Annotated in this window: 15 protein-coding genes and 1 pseudogene; 3 read left to right on the forward strand and 13 right to left on the reverse strand. The window is 65.5% G+C overall.

Features of this window, described 5'->3' with window-relative positions; genetic code table 11:
• Window positions 1–4 precede the first annotated feature (4 nt).
• From NBE95_RS10945 to NBE95_RS22395, 5 genes are all read right to left on the reverse strand, one after another.
• Window positions 5–979, reverse strand: a complete 975-nt coding sequence (locus NBE95_RS10945) for a TRAP transporter substrate-binding protein (protein WP_289895488.1) — start codon at window positions 977–979, stop codon at window positions 5–7.
• A gap of 65 nt (window positions 980–1,044) precedes the next feature.
• Window positions 1,045–2,733, reverse strand: coding sequence for a hydantoinase B/oxoprolinase family protein (locus tag NBE95_RS10950; RefSeq protein WP_289895489.1), 1,689 nt, complete (start codon window positions 2,731–2,733; stop codon window positions 1,045–1,047).
• A complete protein-coding gene (locus tag NBE95_RS10955) occupies window positions 2,726–4,774 on the reverse strand; it encodes a hydantoinase/oxoprolinase family protein (RefSeq protein ID WP_289895490.1) in 2,049 nt (682 codons plus the stop codon). Before NBE95_RS10955 ends, NBE95_RS10950 begins: the two co-directional genes overlap by 8 nt.
• 281 nt (window positions 4,775–5,055) lie before the next feature.
• Complete coding sequence (locus tag NBE95_RS22390) at window positions 5,056–5,604, reverse strand: recombinase family protein (RefSeq protein WP_354670362.1); 549 nt, start codon at window positions 5,602–5,604, stop codon at window positions 5,056–5,058.
• Complete coding sequence (locus NBE95_RS22395) at window positions 5,544–5,960, reverse strand: recombinase family protein (protein ID WP_354670363.1); 417 nt, start codon at window positions 5,958–5,960, stop codon at window positions 5,544–5,546. The genes NBE95_RS22390 and NBE95_RS22395 overlap by 61 nt, the downstream gene beginning before the upstream one ends.
• Before the next feature lie 203 nt (window positions 5,961–6,163).
• On the opposite strand from NBE95_RS22395, the gene NBE95_RS10965 reads away from it, so the two are divergent.
• Window positions 6,164–6,382, forward strand: a complete 219-nt coding sequence (locus NBE95_RS10965; protein ID WP_289895491.1) for a hypothetical protein — start codon at window positions 6,164–6,166, stop codon at window positions 6,380–6,382.
• Here NBE95_RS10965 and NBE95_RS22400 read toward each other — a convergent pair.
• The 5 genes from NBE95_RS22400 to NBE95_RS10985 form a co-directional block, all read right to left on the reverse strand.
• Window positions 6,294–6,920: a DUF6634 family protein gene (locus NBE95_RS22400; RefSeq protein ID WP_354670364.1), complete on the reverse strand. Its 627-nt coding sequence runs from the start codon at window positions 6,918–6,920 to the stop codon at window positions 6,294–6,296. The genes NBE95_RS10965 and NBE95_RS22400 overlap by 89 nt on opposite strands.
• A 97-nt stretch (window positions 6,921–7,017) precedes the next feature.
• Complete coding sequence (locus NBE95_RS10970; protein ID WP_289895492.1) at window positions 7,018–8,127, reverse strand: AAA family ATPase; 1,110 nt, start codon at window positions 8,125–8,127, stop codon at window positions 7,018–7,020.
• Window positions 8,128–8,202: 75 nt separating this feature from the next.
• Window positions 8,203–8,991 carry a metallophosphoesterase gene (locus NBE95_RS10975; RefSeq protein WP_289895493.1) on the reverse strand — a complete coding sequence of 263 codons (789 nt, stop codon included), beginning with the start codon at window positions 8,989–8,991 and terminating at the stop codon, window positions 8,203–8,205.
• 233 nt (window positions 8,992–9,224) lie between these two features.
• Window positions 9,225–9,575, reverse strand: a complete 351-nt coding sequence (gene tnpB / locus NBE95_RS10980; protein WP_289895494.1) for an IS66 family insertion sequence element accessory protein TnpB — start codon at window positions 9,573–9,575, stop codon at window positions 9,225–9,227.
• Window positions 9,572–9,979 (reverse strand): transposase, encoded by a 408-nt coding sequence (locus tag NBE95_RS10985; protein WP_289895495.1) that lies wholly within the window; start codon window positions 9,977–9,979, stop codon window positions 9,572–9,574. The genes tnpB and NBE95_RS10985 overlap by 4 nt, the downstream gene beginning before the upstream one ends.
• 80 nt (window positions 9,980–10,059) lie before the next feature.
• On the opposite strand from NBE95_RS10985, the pseudogene NBE95_RS10990 reads away from it, so the two are divergent.
• Window positions 10,060–10,451, forward strand: a pseudogene (locus NBE95_RS10990) (IS5 family transposase); the annotation flags it as partial.
• Window positions 10,452–10,698: 247 nt separating this feature from the next.
• Here the strand turns inward: NBE95_RS10990 and NBE95_RS10995 are convergent.
• Entirely contained in the window at window positions 10,699–10,977 is a 279-nt protein-coding gene (locus tag NBE95_RS10995; protein ID WP_019351965.1) for an SH3 domain-containing protein, read from the reverse strand.
• 285 nt (window positions 10,978–11,262) lie between these two features.
• Window positions 11,263–12,531 (reverse strand): MFS transporter, encoded by a 1,269-nt coding sequence (locus NBE95_RS11000; protein ID WP_289895496.1) that lies wholly within the window; start codon window positions 12,529–12,531, stop codon window positions 11,263–11,265.
• Between the two features lie 120 nt (window positions 12,532–12,651).
• Here NBE95_RS11000 and NBE95_RS11005 point away from each other — a divergent pair, with 120 nt between their 5' ends.
• Entirely contained in the window at window positions 12,652–13,350 is a 699-nt protein-coding gene (locus NBE95_RS11005; RefSeq protein WP_289895497.1) for a helix-turn-helix domain-containing protein, read from the forward strand.
• 161 nt (window positions 13,351–13,511) lie between these two features.
• On the opposite strand, the gene NBE95_RS11010 is transcribed toward NBE95_RS11005, so the two are convergent.
• Window positions 13,512–14,513, reverse strand: a complete 1,002-nt coding sequence (locus NBE95_RS11010) for a xylose isomerase (protein WP_289895498.1) — start codon at window positions 14,511–14,513, stop codon at window positions 13,512–13,514.
• Window positions 14,514–14,515: the final 2 nt, after the last annotated feature.

Here is a 14,515-nt window from a genome sequence, read left to right on the forward strand (position 1 = left end):
CGCATCAGGAACCGCGCTTGGCGGCATATTCGTCCAGGATCTTCTGGCCGGCCGGACCCACCGCCGCCAGCCATTCGTCATAGACCTCTTTGCCCGATTGCTTGAGGAAGGCCAGGAACTCCGGCGGGATGTCGGTCACGATGGTCACGCCATGGGCCTGCATCTCCTTGAAATTCTCGGCCACGCGCAGTTCGAGATCGGCCCAGGCCGCGTCGCTGGCCTTCTGCGCCGCGTCGCGGATGATCTGCTGCTGCTCGGGGGTCAGGGCGTCGTAGACGTCCTTGTTCATGTGGGTCATGTTCAGCGCCATCGAATAGTTCACCGGCGTGAAATGGTCGAGGAACTCCCAGAACTTCGAGCTTGCCCCGCCATCGGCCGAGGTCAGGACCGAGTTGATGCTGCCCGCGGCAAGCTGCGGCACGGTGTCGGCCCAGCTGATCTGCACGGCGGTCGATCCCGCGTTGGTCATGGTTCGCACGCCGCTGGCATCCCAGCCGCGGATCTTCAGCTCCGCCATGTCGCCCTGCGCGGTGACCGGCTTCTTGGCCCAGATCCCCGAGGGCGGCCAGGGCGTCGCCCAGAGCAGGACCTGGTTGTGCTTGGCGAAGACCTCTTCGTAATGCGGCCGGGCGACCTCCCAAAGCAGTTTCGCGTCCGCATTCGACCCGGCGATGAACGGCAGCGACGACAGCAGGAACAGCGGCTCGATGCCCGAAAGCGAGGTGGTGATGGTGTCAGCCATGTCGAGCGCACCGTCGCCCACCGCGTCGAACTGGTCGACCGACTTGTAGCCGATCGACCCGCCATAATGGCCGGTGATCTTGATGTCTCCGCCCGAGGCCTGGTCGACGGCCTCGATGAACACCTTGTCGGCCTGGCCCATGATGGTGGATTCGCCGTATTCATTGGCAAGATCCATGGTGACGCTTTGCGCGCAGGCGGCCCCCGCCAGGGTGGTGAGGGCGAGCGTTGCGCCCAATATGCAGTTTCGCATCATTATCGTTTCCTCTCTGTTGGTGTTATGTCGAAGTCAGGTGTCGTCGATCACGCGACCTTTTCCACGCAATAGTTACGGGCGACGAATTCCTCGGTCAGCTTTTCCGAAACGATGTCGCGGCGAAGCGCCTCCGGCGCGCGTTCGGCGGGATCGCCGTAGCCGCCGGCGCCGGGCGTCTCGATCACCACCACGGTCTCGTCGGTGACGAAGATCCCCGAGATCTTGGACGGCAGCTCTTCCCGTGCGCCGTCGTCCTTCCTGAGGTGGAAGCTGCCGGCGGCGCCCGGCTTGCCGCCGAAGATGCCCCAGGGCCGGTGACGGAACCGCTCACCCACGCCGTTGAATTCGCACAGGTGGCCGATGGGGCGGATGGCGCGGCGGATGCCCATGCCGCCGCGGAACTTGCCCGCGCCGCCGGAATCCTGGATCAGCGCGTATTCCTCGACCCGAAGCGGATATTCCAGCTCGATCGCCTCGACCGGCAGGTTGGCGGTGTTGGTGATATGGACCTGCACGCCGTCCTTGCCGTCCTTGGTCGCGCGCGCGCCCATGCCGCCGCCCAGCGTTTCCAGATAGACATAGGAGCGGCCGGTCCGCGGGTCGGTGCCCGCAAACACCGCCGAGGTATTGGCGCCGTTCGCCGCGCCCACCACCCGGTCAGGCAGCGCCTCGGCAAAGGCGCCCAGCACCACGTCGACGACGCGCTGGCAGGAGTTGGCGCGCATGGCGACGCCGGCGGGATGCCTGCAGTTGACGAAGCTGCCCGGCTCGGCCTCGATGCCGATCGCGTCGAAAATCCCCTGGTTGTTCGGCACCTCGGGGTCGAGCAGCGCCTTCAGCGCATAGCAGACCGCCGATTTCGTGGTGTTCAGCGTCATGTTGAAGTTGCCCGCCACCTGCGGCGACGTGCCGGTGAAATCAAACACCACCTTGTCGCCGCGCTTGCGCACGGTCAGGGCGATCCTGACGTCGAGCGTGCCCAGGCCGTCATCGTCCATGACGTCCTCGAAGCGGTAGTCCCCGTCGGGAACGCCCGAAATTGCCTTGCGCATGCGCAGGTTCGTCCGTGTCACGATCTCGTCGCACAGCGCGACAAGATGGTCGGCGCCGTAGCGCGTCACCATCTCTCCGATGCGCTTCACGCCCAGCTTCACCGCGGCGATCTGGGCGTTCAGGTCGCCCAGCCGCTCGTCGGGCAGCCGCATGTTCAGCAGCATGAAGCGCATGATGTCGTCCTGCAGCCCGCCCTTGCGGAACAGGCGCAGGATCGGGATGCGCAGGCCTTCCTTGTAGATCTCGTTCAGGCCCCCCGACATCGAGCCGACCGATGCCCCGCCGACATCGGCATGGTGGACGATATTGGCCACGAAGCCCAGCAGGCGGTCGCCGTCGAAGATCGGCATCGCCATGTTGATGTCGGGCAGGTGCGAGCCGCCCGCGACATGGGGATCGTTCGCGATGAAGATGTCGCCCGGGGCCAGCGTGTCGGAATACTGGTCCAGGATCAGCCCGATCAGCCCCGACATGGACGCCAGGTGGATCGGCAAGGCATTCTCGGCCTGCACGATCAGCCGGCCGCGGGCATCGGCGATGGCGGTCGAATGGTCGTGACGCTCCTTGATATTGGTCGAGAAGGCGCTGCGCATCAGCGTCAGGAAGCATTCGTCGGCCACCGAGCGCAGGCTGTTCCAGCTGATTTCGATGGTGATGGGATCAAGCGTGACAGGTTCAGCCATTGGTGCGTTCCATGATCATGTTCATCGCGCCGTCGACCCGGACCGTCCAGCCCGGCGGCACGAGGGTTGTGGTGTCGAACTGGGTGATGAGCGACGGCCCATCGATCGAGGCGCCCTCGGCAAGGCCGTCCCGCTGGTAGACCGGCGCTGACAGGAAGCCGGTCTCCTCGAACCAGATCCGCTCGTGCGAGACCGGGTCGGGACTGCCCTCCGGGCGCGGCGCTTCAAGCGTCTGCTTGGAAAATTCCATCGTCGCGCGGATGCGCACGTTGACCACCTCGACCCCGGCATGCGGGTCGAAATGGCCATAGGCTATCTCGTGTTGCCGGAAGAAGGCCTGCTTCAGCTCCTCGACCGAGGGAAGTTCGGGCGCGTGGCGTGCCGTGGCAAGCTCGACCGGAAGCTCGTAGTTCTGGCCGATATAGCGCAGGTCCAGGATGACGGTCTGGCTGCGGTTGACGATATAGTCGTCTTCCTCGCCCAGCCATTCCTCGGCGCGGGCGCTCAGCTCCCTTATGGCGGCGTCGATCATCGAGACATCGCCGTCCAGCGGGCAGGGACAGGTGGTCACGTAGTTTTCCTGAAGGTCCGAGACGATCAGCCCTTCGGCGCAAAGGATGCCGGGTGCGCGCGGCACCAGGATGCGGCGCATGGCCAGGATGTCGGCGACATCGGCGGCGTGCAGCCCGCCCGCCCCGCCAAAGCACATCAGCGTGTAGTCGCGCGGATCCTGGCCCTTCTCGATCGAGACGGCGCGGATGGCGCGGGCCATGTTCGAGGCGGCGATGCTGACGATGCCATGCGCCGCCTTTTCCAGCGACACGTCCAGCGGCGCCGCGATCTTTGCGATGGCCCCCCGGGCAAGGTCGCTGTCGATCCTGAACCCGTCGGCCAGGCGCGCCGGCAGGCGGCCAAGCACGACATTGGCATCCGACACCGTCGGCAGGTCGCCGCCGCGGCCATAGCAGGCGGGGCCCGGAACGGCCCCCGCGCTCGTCGGGCCGACCTTCAGCAGCCCGTCCGCACCCAGATGGGCGATCGAGCCGCCGCCCGCGCCGACCGTATGGATGTCGACCGTTGGCAGGCGGATGCGGAAACCTGCGATGTCGCGCAGGTTCGACTTGCCCACCTTGCCGCCCTGGATCAGGGCGACGTCGGTGCTGGTCCCGCCGATGTCGAGCGTGATGATGTTCTCGATCCGCGACATGGCCGCGGCGGCCTGCGCGCCGACCGCCCCGGCCGCCGGCCCGGACAGCGCCGTCCGCACCGGAAAGCGCGAGGCAAGCTCGATGGACATCAGCCCGCCCGCGGATTGGAAGATCCCCAGCGCCGCCCGCGGCGCCGCCTTGCGGATCGCGGCGCTGAGCCGGTCCATGTAGCGGCTGACCTCGGGTTGCAGGAAGGCATTGATGACGGTGGTCGAGAAGCGCTCGTATTCGCGGAATTCCGGGTGGACCTCGCTCGAGATCGAGACGTAGCGGTCGGGATAGGCCTTGCGCAGCGCTGCGGCCAGCCGCTGTTCATGCGCGGGGTTGAGGAACGAGAAGATCAGGCAGACCGCGATGGATTCCACGTCATCCATCGGGCCGAGCTCGGCGATCACCGCCTCGATCTCGGCATCGGTCAGTTCGACGATGGCCTCGCCCTGCGGGCCGGTGCGTTCCAGAACCTCGATACGGTTTTCGCGCTCGACCAGCGGCGGCGGGGCGTCGGTTTGCAGGTCGTAGATCGCGGGACGGACCTGGCGGCCGATTTCCAGCAGGTCGCGGAAGCCCCTGGTCGTGACCAACCCCGTCTTCGGCCCCTTGCGCTGCAGCAGGGCATTGGTCGCCACGGTGGTGCCATGCGCGAAACGCGCGATATCCTTGCCGGCGATGCCGGCCTTCTGCTGCAACTCGGCCAGGCCGTTCAGAATGGCCTCCGATGGATCATGAGGGGTGGACGGGCGCTTGTGCAGGACAGAGCGCCCCGTTGACAGTTGTCGCGCCGAAAAGTCGGTGAAAGTCCCACCGACATCGACTCCGATCACCCAGTTTCCCATCCTGTATTCCCTTGAAATAATTGGATTACGTTCCCCTGACCGCAGCGAGTCGCCGGTGGGATGTTGCATTTCAGTATGCGTAATGGATTCTGAGTGTCAAATAAATTTCGCCGTTCGGTATGTAAAATGTATCCTGAAACAGCGATCTGCCGTTGCACTGGAGATCGGCCGCAGGCTGACCGAGGATCTGCATGCGAAGGACCGCATCGGGTGCTGCTCGACGAATTCCCGGCGCGCGGCCGCCTCGATTTCTTCGAATCCGCCCTGGCCCTCATGGCCGGCTATGGGCTTGACCTGCGGCGTTTACGCGCTGCGAGGATCGCCTGCACTCTCTGGAATTGCTTGGGTTCGACGATGGCCTCGAAAGCGCCGTCCGAGCGAACCCACATCTCCGGGCCGTTGACGACGCGCTTGCGCTTCAGCTTGAAGGAGCGGCGATTGTAGACGTTGTTGCCGATGTATTTCTCATTGGTCAGGATCTGATGCACCGTCGCACGTGTCCATACCCGACCAAGATCGGTTAAGACGCCACGCTCGTTCAACTCGGCCGCGATTTCGCTTTCCGACCGGCCCTGCTTCAGAAACTGGCTGTAGATCCAGCGCACGGTCCGGACCTCATCGTCTGGTCCGGGAACCAGGACGACGCGGCCTGTCTGAAGGCTCTTGTGCTCACCGCGCTTCAGTTCGGCCTTCACCGCGCCGCGTTCATTGAGCAGGGCGCGGCGCAACCCGAAGCCCGCCGGGCCACCCTGACGATAGCCAAGCTCGATCAGGCGGCATTGGCCAGCGAAGACCTTGACCGAAAGCTCGCGGCTGTATTCGCCAGCCATGGCGCGCTTGACGCTCTTGATGATGGTCGAATTGGGCGAGCCGTCGTTTTCAACCTGCTCCGCGCACGACCTGCATCCCCGCCTTGCGACAGCGGTATTCGTAATAGGCCGACTCGGTCCGTGTCCTGAAACCGCCCCCAGTAGGTTACATCATAGACCAGGATCACGCTGAATTCTGCCTCGCCCGATTCGACATCGGCGATCATCTGCTGCAATGCCATCCGGCCGCCAATGATCAGTCCACTTTTCGCATCATCCGAATAGGTCTTGATGATCCTGATGCCGCGTTGTTCCGCGTATTCCCGGATGGCCTGTGCCTGGTTCTCGGTGGAATATTGCTGATGCTCGGTCGACATCCGGACGTATTCTGCGGCAAGCAGTTGCTCGGGCGCGTCCGCCAGTTCTCCGGATGAAGGTGTCCTTGCCCGAGCCACGCCCGCTTCCCGATCCTGTCATGCGGGCAGCGATGAGCGAATGACCCCTTGTCATTGGTTCGGGCGCAAATACGAACTGCCGTTTTTCATGTCCTTCCCAAGTCGTATCGGAGGAGGACGCCAAGATGCGGATCAAGATGGGCACAGTTGTGCCGAAAAAGGGCACAATTGTGCGCCCGGAAGCGGCTCAGGCCCGGTATCGCGAGGCTGTCGCTGCCGCCCTCCGCGCGGAACTGGGCCAGACCCATCAGGCCATCAAGACGGCGATGCGCTGGACAGGCGCAAGCGAACGCGCCGCACAATACTGGCTCTCCGGAGAACGGGACCAAGCGGCGAGCATCTGATCGCGCTGGCGCGACATTCCGACATGGTGCTTGTGACCATTCTGGTCATGGCCGATCGGCCGACGGATGGCCAGCACAGATGTGCAGGTTGCCCCGATCGGCTTCTCGTGTTGCAAATCCCGGGACAAAAACAGAAATTTTCAGAGGTCCTCCAATGACGATGATGACGAATCCTCTTTGACACCAGTCTGGCCTCCCAATTCGTCGTCAAGCTTGTTTGATAGCAGACCACTGACGGCAAGCCTTCAAGGGCAGCAATGGGCCGGCCGAGCCGATACCAGCGTGATGCCGTCCGGGCCCAGCCGGCCTTGGGATCGATGGCGATGAGCTGCGAGGTGTGGATGCTTGCATTGCCGAGGAGGGGGTGGTCGGTCACTTCTCCCCACAGCATGATATGTCCGCAGGGCGAGATCGCCGCTTTCCAGTCCGACAGGACCGGCGCCTGCGCGAGGTCCGCCTGGGAGGGGCCGGCCTCGGCGGCGGCGATGGCGCGCAGAACCTTGTCGAACCAGGCGCGGTCGCTGGGCGAGAGTTTCATGATGGTTTCTCCGGTTTGATGGCATGAAGGGAGGTGGCTGCGGCGATGCCGCAGGCGCGTTGGATTCAGGGAAGTATGGAAAAGTGGACGGGCCGGCTCAGTGGAGCGTCGGCCCCTGTTCCAGATCGGCAGCGCGTTGCAGCATGCGGGCGGCAACCCGCAGGCTGGGCCGATGCTGCCGCAGCGAGGGATGAGCGAGAATCTCGCAGATCGCTTCAACAGCCGTCTCGGACAGCGCGCGCTTCGCGCCCTCGCGACGCACAAAGCCCGTCAGTTCAGCGAGGGTGAGGTGGCGCAGCCGGATCGGCGGACAGCGGCTGAGCAAGGGCTCCGGCAGCAGCCGGCAATCGTTCGAGGTCAGCACCCAGATCACCCAGCTCATGTCGAACTTCACCTGATAATAGGGGCAGCTCCAGCGCCGCGCGGTCAGCGGCTCCAGCAGCGGCAGAAGCGCTTCGGCCAGACCGAAGGCGTGCCCGTTCGTCGATGTTGCCCGACCGGCCTTTTCGATCTCGTCCACAATCATGACCGGATTGGCGATGCGGCTTTGCAGCACCGTTTCGATCAGGCGGCCGGGATACGACCCGCCCCAACCGCGCTGCGAACCGACAATGCCGAACGAGGCATTCTCGCCGGTGGCCTCGATCACCGTGGTCGGCGTGATTAGAAGCTTGCCGAGCTGTCGTGCCCAATGGCTTTTGCCGATGCCCGGTGGACCGTCGAGCAGGAGCGGCGGCATCCTGAGGCCCGGCCAGCCCTCGCGCACCGAGCGGCGCATCGCGTGCCAAACCACCTCGGTGGCGGGAGCCATCCAAGGCATGTCCTCGTGCAAGGCCGCGGCCAGCTCGTCAGCGTGATGTTCACTGTGGATCCGGATCAGCCGGGCGCCGTCCTTCAGCACCTCAAGCCGCTCACGGTCATCGCGCTTCAGGTGTTCGAGGCCGGAGGCCGCCTTGCGACATTCCATGAGCCGCTTGACCCGACGCTTGACGCGGCTCTCGTCGTCATCGCCGAACCTGACGATGCCCATCAGATCCGCGTCCGAGACCTTGTCTGGAGCGTCGACCTCGTCGGGCGGGGCCAGAAGGTTCGGGGGAATCCTCTTGCAGCGCAGCTTGCGCAGATGCCGCATCAAGCGGGTTTCGAGCTCGATGCGGCCCTCGGCCGGATCGAAGAAGCGGGCTTCTATGAAAGGGATGGTAGACATGGGAATACTCCGGGCATGAGGGGGCCATCGGCCGAGGAAGACCCGGCCGGGGAAGATGGGTTGGGGGAATGGCGGTCAGGCGCCGGGGAAGATCAGGCCGCGCAGCAGAAACTCGGCCTCTCCGCCCTCGGGCACCTCGTCGGGATAGCCGAGCGAGACATTGACAACCGGCGCGCCGCGGATACGGGCCGAGAGCGGACGATGCGTATGCCCGAAGAACCAGTAATCGGGCCGGTGCGCCTCAATCCAGCCGTCAAGGTCCGAGGCGAAGGCCGGGCTGAGGCTGGAGATCGGACCGGAGACCGCCGTGCTTGGGGCGTGATGGGTGACGATCACGGTCTGGCCGGGCCACGGTTTGGCGATCTCCCGCGTCAGCCAGTCGAGATGATCGCGGTGGATCGCGACGGTGCCCCCGGGCGTGATGAGATCCCCATAGAGCCGTCGGATTCGACCGTAATCTGGCATTACTATCGCCGCGCGCTCCATCGCCGTTCCCGGATCGCCGAGCAGGGCAAAATCCGTCCAGAGCGTGCAGCACAGCAGGCGGCAATTGCCGAAGGTCAGGACCCGCTTCTGGGCAAGGCTCGCCCCGGCGGATCCGGCGATCCGGGACAGCAGGCTGTCGTCGACCGTTGCGCCGTAATAGTCATGGTTACCGGGAATGACCCAGATCCGGGCGGGCGAGACCAGCCGCGAGATCCGGGACAGCGTCCAGGGCCAGTTCCGCTGCGGATCGTTGGCCAGGTCGCCCGCAATGATCAGCGCGTCGAGGTCGCGCAGCACCGGCAGGATCCCGGCGAACGGATCGCGCCCGGCGTGGGTCCAGAGGTCGAGGTGCAGGTCGGCGGTGATCAGGATGTTCATTGGCCGCGCGCCTCCGCAGCAAGACTGGGGTTGGGCGTCTCCAGCGAGGTGGGAGCGAGGCCCGCCTGGGCCGACGGGGAGATGGAGAGCAGAGTGGCGACCTTTTCGCGCGAATGTTCAGAAAGCATGGATATATCCCTTGGAATGCAGACATGATGGATCGGAGCCGTGGCACGACATGCCCGGCGCTATGCGGGTGAAAACTGGAAGGCCGCTTCCGGTCTGTAGGTTGATCAGAGGAACGAGGGTTTGCGCACCGAGGCGGCCGTCACTGCCCGCCAGTCGATCCCCTCGAACAGCGCATCGAACTGCACCTTGGTCAGCGTGACCGGTCCGGCCTGCGGCTTCGGCCAGGTGAACCGCCCGCCGTTCAGGCGCTTCATGGTCAGCACCAGCCCGGTGCCGTCCCAGACCAGCAGTTTCAGCCGGTCCGCGCGGCGGGAGCGAAACACGTAGATGGCTCCGTCGAAGGGATCGAGGTCGAAATGGTTGGCAACATGGGCCACCAGCCCGTCCATCCCCTTGCGAAAATCGACCGGTTCGGAGGCGAGGAAAATGCGGAAACTGCCGGCCGGGGAAATCACTGCGAAGCCCTCACCGCGCGCAGCACCTCGGCCAGATGGTCGGCCGGATAGCCGGGCGGTATCGCGATATCGGCGTCGCCGATACTGATCCGGCAGGCCGGGGCCGCGTCCGTCGCGGTAACCGTCACGCTCTGCTTGCGGCCGGGCTTGACCTCGGTCGGGGGCACGACCTCGAAGAATGCCGGCGCGGAATCTTTGCGTTGCGCGTTCTTGACCCAGATCGCCACCAGGGACTTGTTGGCGCCGATTTCCTCGGCGATCTCCCGGATTCCCTCGCCGGCGGCGATCCGCTCGACCGCCATGGCGCGAAGCGCCGCGGGCCATTTCCGCCGACCACCGCTGCGGGTCGGGACCGCAAAGCCCCAAACCTCATCCACCTTCTCCGGAACCTCTCCGTCCAGCATATATCACCTCCTTCATCAGGTGGTGACAGTATCGCTAACTCATTGATTCATTGAAACATGGGGTCTTTGCACCGGTTACGATCCATCTGCGCGTCAACGGTGCTGGCCTCCCGATGAGGACCGAAATCACACCGGGACAGGATTCCGATTATACCGGCATGATCTGGTGATGGCGGACAACCTGCCGCAACCGGCGGTTCTGGTGGCGGACAGGGGCTATGACTCTGATAACATTCGGGAAGACATCGAGGGCCGCAACGCCCTTCCGATGATCCTGATGCGAAAGAATCGTAAGGTTCGCAAGGCGGTCGACATGACGATATACACGCTACGCAACATGGTCGAGCGCTGTTTCAATAAGCTCAAGAACAGTCGCCGCCTAGCAACCCGCTACGACAAAACCGCAGATAGTTTCCTCGGCTTCGTCGATGTCGCCTGCATCAGGCTGTGGCTCCGTCATTTGTCAACATGACCTAATATGCTTGGCCTACCGTTCTTCAGCAAGGTCAGCTTGCGGGCGGCAGCAAGCCGCATCCAACTGACGGGGTATGCCGTGGAAGTGCATTTGATCAAGAAGCAGTAGAGACTTGAGGGTTAGGCGCATCGCTCACATGATGGCGAAGGTTTTGCTGCGACACCAGTCGAACGACAGCTTGCGGGAATGCTACCGAGCAGCGAGTTGCGCAACCGACCGACGGCGAAGGGCCGAAATGTTGCTGTCAGCGATGCGCCAGATAGTCCGCTGAAACGTAACCCGAGATACCAGGCCTGTCGGTGAGCGTGACCCTGCACCAGGCCTTGCCGTTGTTCGTGACGCAATTCTGGCGGGTGAGGCGCGTTCCGTCGGGCAGGCCGATTATGATGTTGTGGTTGAGGCCAGGGCCTTCGCGAAGCTTCAGGAGATCGTCCGGCCCGACGCCCTTGACCACTGCTCCAGAGCCGACCGCGCATCCGGTGGCGATCATGAGAGCGAGAAGAGCAGCAAAATGAGTTCGCATTGCCTGACCTGAATCGTTTTGCCATCACTACGACACCATCACGCTGAATGACAGCAGGCAGGTGCCGGGCGCGGACAAGTGGTTGCACAAAACCTGCCACGACGGCCGGTTCCGTCTCACAGAGCGGCGATTCTGGTCACGATTTCGCCGCGGCGCCCGTGGGCGGCAGCTTCGGAGAATGCGGCCACGCAGCATGGGATGAGCCAGATTGGCGGTTTTGGGCCGCCTGCGTTGAACTGCGCACGGAAGTCCTGCGGGAAGCATCGGAACCGGCCTCGATCCTCGTCACCCCTGCTCCCGGCGGTCCGGCCTTCCAACCCGCCCGGCAAGAAGGCAGCCGATCGCGGCCAGTTGGATCGCCGTCGCGCAGGCGAACAGCGGCACCGAACCGGATCCGCCGATCATGCCACCCCCTCGCAGCAGGCCGAACGCCGCCGGCGCAAAGGCATAGCCGGCCTGGCCGATGGCGACGATCAGCGGCACCACGCAGGCGACCTCGGCCGGGGCGAACTCCTGCTGCGCGATCAGCGGCGGCAGCGAGGTGGCATTGCCGATCCCCAACCCGAACAGCGCGATGCCGAGGATCAGCCATGCCCCGCCCTCGCCCGCCGCCGGAAGGAACAGCAGCGATCCGGCCATCTGCACGCCATAGCTGGCACAGGCGACCAGGCGGCGGTCGGCCGAGACCGGCATCATCCAGCCCACCACCGAACGCCCGAGGATCGCGGCGAGCGTCGCACCGCCCATCGCCAGCCCCGCCATGCCCTCGCCCAGCCCCGGCACCAGCAGCGAGAACAGATGCGCCAGCAGCCCGATCTGGGCAAAGAGCCCCAGCATCATGCCGGCGGCCAGCGTCACGAATTTGCGGTCGCGAAGGAACCGGAGGCGCGCGGGCGAACCGCCTTGCGGCGCCGGTGGTCGGGGATCGGCCCCCTCCTTGCCATCCGGGCTTTGCCCCATGCTGTCGGGCGTGTGCTGGAACACCAGCACCGACAGGGTCGCGACCGCGGCCACCATGACGCCGCCGACGGCCAGGGCGGCCGGCAGAAAGCCGATGCCGGCGATCAGCGCGATCCACAGCGGCGAGAAGATCACCCCGCCCAGGCTCGCGCCGTTATAGGCCATGCCGAGCGCGGCGGGTCGGCGCAGGATGAACCAGGGCGCGATCAGCGCGTTCACGGCGGCGGCCCCCATCGCGACCCAGCCGGCGCCGCTGGCCAGCGCGGCCGCGAACAGCTGCCAGGGCTCGACCGCCAGCGCCCAGCCTGCGATGCTAAGTGCCAGCAGCACGGCGCCCAGCACCGTTACCACCGGCACCCCAAAGCGCCGATACAGGCGCGGCAGATTGGCGCCGACCACCGCCCCGACCAGGAAATGCGTCGTCACCGCCGCCGAGACCATCGGCACCGCCCAGCCGGTCCGCGCCACGACGGCATAGAGGAATACCGGCGGGCCGTAGAAGCCGACGCCCCAGCCGAAAGCGGCCAGCAGGAAGGTTGCGGCGACGACATGCCAGCCGAAGAAAGGCCGAGGGGCGGATGCAGGAGGGCTCATGGGACGCTCTCGATGATATCTTGCCGCTTATGGCCGCGATCCCGCCGGCGATGCTTCGGTGAAGGCCGAAGCATTTCCCGCATTTCCGCGCTAGGATGCAGGCCAGCCGGAGGGATCGCCATGGCCACATCGAACCGCATCGCCGAGGTCGCCGCCGCCGTGGGCGAGCCCGCCCGCGCCGCCATGCTGGCGGCGCTGATGGATGGCCGGGCGCTGACCGCGACCGAACTGGCCGAGGTCGCCGCGATCACGCCGCAGACCGCCAGCGGCCACCTTGCGCGGCTGGCGGCCGTAGGGCTGATCGCCGCCGAGAAGCAGGGCCGCCACCGCTATCACCGCCTCGCCAGCCCCGAAGTCGCGCGGATGATCGAAAACGTGATGCAGATCGCCGGCGGTCTCGCGCCGATCCCGCCCCGCACCGGCCCAAAGGACGCGGCACTGCGCCATGCCCGCACCTGCTACGACCACCTGGCCGGTCGATTGGGCGTCGGCATCGCCGATGCGCTGCAGGCCAGCGGCGCGGTCCAGATCGCCGGCGATGCCGCGGCCCTGACCGAGATGGGTCGGGCCAGGATGCAGGCTCTCGGCATCCTGGCGGCGGATCGCGACATGCACGGCCGCCGCCCGCTCTGCCGGTCCTGCCTGGACTGGAGCGAGCGCCGCCCGCATCTGGCCGGGGCTCTGGGCGCCGCCATCTGCACCCATGCCCTGGATCACGGCTGGGTGCGGCGCCGCGCCGGGACAAGGGCGCTGGAGATCACCCCGGCGGGCAGGATCGGTTTCCGGCAGGCGTTCGGGGTCGCGGATCCTGCCGGCTGATCAAGGCAGACCGCTTGCCTCCGGCATATCCGCATGGCCGCTGCGGCGAACACGAAGGACCGCGGTAGGGAAGCCGCACTACGGCACCGGGCTGTTCGCGAGTGGCCGGAATGGGCCGCGACATATCGGCCCCAGCTTCGCTGGCCATCGTGCCCTCCCTGTCAGCATCCCGCCTTGAGATCGGTCCCGGCGATCTCGCGCCAGGTCTCGCGCAGCCAATGGGCGATGGCCACGTTCTGCTCGAACAGCGAATAGCCGACGCCGCCGCCGTAATCGGCCATGTCGATCATGTCGGTGGTCAGCCAGCGCAGCGGGCTGTCGGCGCGGTCGTGGTGATGTTGCAGCACCTTGCGGGCGACGTATTTGCTGGGCTGAACCTTCCAGGCATGCCAGTCATGCTCCCATTCGCCGGGCGCCGGGCGCAGGAACGGATACTGGCAGGCGCGACCGTAACGCCCGCCCGGTCCCGTCATCGCGGTGTTCTTCGGCCCGTTCGGCGCCACCGGCCGGGTCTGCAGCCAGACCACCATGTTCTGCGCCAGCCATTCGTCGATGACATTGCCCGGCTCATAGGGGTCGAGGATCAGCCGGCCGCTTTCGACATCGGCGCGGATGCCGCAGGCGTCCTGTTCCTCGGGGCTTTCGATCTTCAGCAGCACATGCGAATGATCCAGCACGAAGTTGAACGGCACCCCCCGCGCGCGGACCTTCTCGGCCACGGGGGTGATGCGGCGGAAATCCTCGGTGAACATGTAGATATGCACCTCGGCCGCGATGGTGATGCCCAGCCTGTCGCCCTCCTCCATGGCGCGCAGGTAGAATTCCACCACCTCGTCATCGGTCACGACATGGCCTTGCGCGTGATGGATCAGGATCATCAGGTTGTGGCATTCGGCGCCGGCGCGCTGCGCCCATTCCAGGTTGTGGCGCAGCAGGCCCTCGTCCCGGCCGACCTGATAGGTCCACAGCCCGGTGGTCATCGGCACGCCGAAGCGGTTCGAGGCCTCGACATAGGCGCGCTCCTCTCCGGGCTGGGGGATGCGGTCGAAATGGTCGAAGACGCCGCTGTCGCGCAGCAGCCGGAACTGCTCCTCGACCGGCAGGACGGCATGATGCATCACGCCACGGCCATTGCAGCCGAGCCACAGGTTCTTTCGGGTCATGA

Source organism: Paracoccus sp. TOH (assembly GCF_030388245.1).
Taxonomy (GTDB): Bacteria; Pseudomonadota; Alphaproteobacteria; order Rhodobacterales; family Rhodobacteraceae; genus Paracoccus; species Paracoccus simplex.

Coding starts and splice junctions, on each gene's coding strand:
- NBE95_RS10950 (WP_289895489.1), bottom strand. CDS start 2,733: ATGGCTGAACCTGTCACGCTTGATCCCATCACCATCGAAATCAGCTGG.
- NBE95_RS10955 (WP_289895490.1), bottom strand. CDS start 4,774: ATGGGAAACTGGGTGATCGGAGTCGATGTCGGTGGGACTTTCACCGAC.
- NBE95_RS22390 (WP_354670362.1), bottom strand. CDS start 5,604: ATGGCTGGCGAATACAGCCGCGAGCTTTCGGTCAAGGTCTTCGCTGGC.
- NBE95_RS22395 (WP_354670363.1), bottom strand. CDS start 5,960: ATGTCGACCGAGCATCAGCAATATTCCACCGAGAACCAGGCACAGGCC.
- NBE95_RS10965 (WP_289895491.1), top strand. CDS start 6,164: ATGCGGATCAAGATGGGCACAGTTGTGCCGAAAAAGGGCACAATTGTG.
- NBE95_RS22400 (WP_354670364.1), bottom strand. CDS start 6,920: ATGAAACTCTCGCCCAGCGACCGCGCCTGGTTCGACAAGGTTCTGCGC.
- NBE95_RS10970 (WP_289895492.1), bottom strand. CDS start 8,127: ATGTCTACCATCCCTTTCATAGAAGCCCGCTTCTTCGATCCGGCCGAG.
- NBE95_RS10975 (WP_289895493.1), bottom strand. CDS start 8,991: ATGAACATCCTGATCACCGCCGACCTGCACCTCGACCTCTGGACCCAC.
- NBE95_RS10985 (WP_289895495.1), bottom strand. CDS start 9,979: ATGCTGGACGGAGAGGTTCCGGAGAAGGTGGATGAGGTTTGGGGCTTT.
- NBE95_RS10995 (WP_019351965.1), bottom strand. CDS start 10,977: ATGCGAACTCATTTTGCTGCTCTTCTCGCTCTCATGATCGCCACCGGA.
- NBE95_RS11000 (WP_289895496.1), bottom strand. CDS start 12,531: ATGAGCCCTCCTGCATCCGCCCCTCGGCCTTTCTTCGGCTGGCATGTC.
- NBE95_RS11005 (WP_289895497.1), top strand. CDS start 12,652: ATGGCCACATCGAACCGCATCGCCGAGGTCGCCGCCGCCGTGGGCGAG.
- NBE95_RS11010 (WP_289895498.1), bottom strand. CDS start 14,513: ATGACCCGAAAGAACCTGTGGCTCGGCTGCAATGGCCGTGGCGTGATG.